Consider the following 3,007-nt stretch of genomic DNA (forward strand, 5'->3'; position numbering starts at 1 on the left):
GCGACGAGGGCGACGAGGGCGACGAGGGCGACGAGGGCGACGAGGGCGACGAGGGCGACGAGGGCGACGAGGGCGACGAGGGCGACGAGGGCGACGAGGGTGACGAGGGTGACGAGGGCGACGAAGGCGACGAGGGCGACGAGGGTGACGAGGGCGACGAAGGCGACGAAGGCGACAGCGAAGGCGAGGGAGGAGAAGGTGAATCCGACGGAGGTGACGGAGAGGATGGCGGCGGCGATGGGTGAGCCACTGCGGCACCCGGCCGGCAGGCGCCACGGTGGGGCAGGGGAACAACTGCGTGGCTGAACAGACAGCACACCCGCGACTGATGCTGGTGGAGGATGACCTCGAGTTGCAGCAGCTGATCCGGCGCTACCTCGAGAAGAACGGCTTTGACGTCGACGTGTGCTCAGACGGCGCCGACGCGGTGGACCGCATCGTGTGCGGTGACTTTGACCTGGTGATCCTGGACCTCAAGTTGCCAGGTCTCGACGGCATCTCGGTGTGCCGCGAAATCCGCCACCGGTTCTTCGGCCCGGTGCTCATGCTGACGGCCTCGGGTGACGACATCGACCACGTGGTCGGTCTTGAGGTCGGTGCGGACGATTTCATCCTCAAACCCGTCGAACCGCGGGTGCTGCTCGCGCGGATTCGGGCCCGGCTGCGTGCCCCGGCGGTGACGCGCAACCTGCCACCCGCAGCGTCAGCGGCGCCCAGCCCGGCGTTGCTGTCAGCAGGTGGCCTGACCATCAACCTGTCCAGCCGCGTGGCCGAATTCGACGGGCGCACGCTTGAGCTCAGCACGCCCGAGTATGACCTGCTCGTGTTGCTGGCTGAAAATGCAGGTCAGGTGCTCAGCCGCGAGGCCATTTTTCAGTCCTTGCGCAAGCTGCCCTACGACGGTCAGAACCGCTTTGTGGACGTCACGGTGTCGCAGATCCGCAAACAACTCGGCGACCAGGCAGAGCACCATCTGAAAACCGTGCGTGGCAAGGGTTACCTGCTTGCATTGTCCCGTTGAGCGATTGCGCCCGGGTGCGGTTCGGCCTGCGAGGTTGATCGTAGTGCGGGACTGATCGCGCGATTCGCCCCGACGGTTCGCGTCCGCGGTGTGGTTTTCCGTCAGCCGTCCTGCGTTACACTCCGGCGCGACGTCCCATGGTACCTATACAGAGGAGGCCCCATGTCAGGGCAACGTTTCGGTCACCTTGTGTTCGCGGTGCTCTGCGGGCTGATGCTCTGTGTCGGGGTGGTCCACGCCGAGGGCACGGTGCCCGGGTTGCCGGCGGCCGACGCTGAATCCGTGCGGGACAGCATCGCGTTGGGTGCACCCGAGAGCAAGGCGGCTGTCCGGGATATGGTGTCCCAACTGAACGACGATGCGGTGCGTCAGTTGCTGATCGAGCGGCTCGACGCCGTGGCTGAACAGAACGCCGCCGCGCCGGAGACCCGCACGGCGATGCAGGCCCTGACCGACGGGTTGCGCGTGTACGTGGACAACGCGCGCAGCAACCTGACCAACCTGGACCGTGTTCCCGATTTTCTGTCGCGCTTCAGCGCCGCACTGCAGCAGGCGGTGTCCGACTTCGGTACTGGCACGTGGTGGGCAGCGCTCGTGGCTTTCCTGGCGATGGGCGTCGTGGCACAGCGTGGTGTCGAGCGATTGTTTCGGCGCAAACGAGCGGCACTGGTTGAAGAGACGGGTTACACCCTCTGGGCCGTGTTGCGCATCGTGTACTCCCGGCTCGCCATTGACGTGCTGGAAGTGATTGCGTTCTTTCTCGTGGCTTACCTCGGGTTCACGGTGTTTGTCCCGTGGCCGGGTGTCGCTCATCAACTCGGCTATGCCGTCATTGTCACGCTCGGCGCCTGGTGGATGGGCAGTGTGTTTTGCCATTTCGTCTTTGCGCCTGGACAGACGGGCTTGCGCTTCTGCCCCACCGACGACGAGCGCGCGTTCCGGATCACGCGGGATTTCGCACTGCTCGCGGGCTACGTCGTCGGCCTGCACAACATCTATTACCTCTTCCAGACCATCGGCTTTGACGAACTGGGCGGTATCGACAACCTGGCGCCCTTCGGCTTCCTGATGAACATGTCGCTCTACGCCATGGTCGCGCTGACCATCTGGCGCCACCGCGCCACGCTCACCGATGTGCTGAACAACAACCAGAAGCGCAACGCGCGCCTCATCGACGGTCAAGAGGACGCGTCCGACAGCGCCTTTGCCGGCAACTGGCCGAAGATCGCTCTGGTGCTGATTCTGGTGAAGTACCTCTTTGTCGAGATCATCCTCAACACCACTGACCTCGCGGTCTACTCGACCTCGGCGGTGTACATGACCTTTTTCGTCATTGCGCTGTGGCCGGCGCTCGATGGCAACGTCACGCTGTTCGTCGCCCTGGGCACGCGCGCCACCGAGGACGAGAGCCCGGCCGCAGCCAAGGCCCGTGTGCAGATGCAGCGTGGGTTGCTTCGGGTCGGCCGCGTGTTCGTGGTCGGTGTCGTGCTGTATCTGCTCGCCAAGTTCTGGAGCTTCGACGTGGTGCGCATGGCCGAGTCCGGGTTTGGCGTGCAAACCGCCGGCAACCTGTACGAGCTGCTGTTTGCCCTGCTGATCGGGTACACCGTCTGGGAAGTGATCACCATTTCGGCGCGCAAGGTCATGGCCGCGGAGACCGGTGGCGCGGACGGTGCGCACGATGACGGCGGCGGCGACATGGGCGGTGTTGGGCTGTCCCGCACCGCGACGCTGGTGCCGATTTTCGAGGTGACAGCCAAGACGCTGGTGGTGCTGGTCGCGGTGCTCGTCGCCCTCGACGGCCTCGGCATCAACATCACGCCGCTGCTCGCCGGTTCCGCGGTTGTCGGCCTCGCGGTCGGTTTCGGCGCCCAGACGCTGGTCAAGGACATCGTCTCGGGCCTCTTCTTCCTCGCCGACGACGCCTTTCGGGTGGCCGAGTACATCGAGATCGGCGACACGCGGGGCACGGTCGAGAAAATCTCC

Annotated in this window: 3 protein-coding genes; all 3 read left to right on the forward strand. The window is 65.2% G+C overall.

Going from position 1 to position 3,007, the window contains the following annotated elements; genetic code table 11:
- A partial coding sequence (locus tag AAGA11_22910; GenBank protein ID MEM9605725.1) for a hypothetical protein occupies positions 1-245 on the forward strand: 245 nt, incomplete at its 5' end.
- Positions 246-328: 83 nt separating this feature from the next.
- Positions 329-1,021: a response regulator transcription factor gene (locus tag AAGA11_22915; GenBank protein ID MEM9605726.1), complete on the forward strand. Its 693-nt coding sequence runs from the start codon at positions 329-331 to the stop codon at positions 1,019-1,021.
- A 162-nt stretch (positions 1,022-1,183) separates the two neighbouring features.
- A partial coding sequence (locus tag AAGA11_22920; GenBank protein MEM9605727.1) for a mechanosensitive ion channel domain-containing protein occupies positions 1,184-3,007 on the forward strand: 1,824 nt, incomplete at its 3' end.

Source organism: Pseudomonadota bacterium, from assembly GCA_039196715.1.
Taxonomy (GTDB): domain Bacteria; phylum Pseudomonadota; class Gammaproteobacteria; order CALCKW01; family CALCKW01; genus CALCKW01.

Excerpts from the sequence above, each read along its gene's own strand:
- AAGA11_22915 (MEM9605726.1), top strand. The coding sequence starts at position 329 with ATGCTGGTGGAGGATGACCTCGAGTTGCAGCAGCTGATCCGGCGCTAC.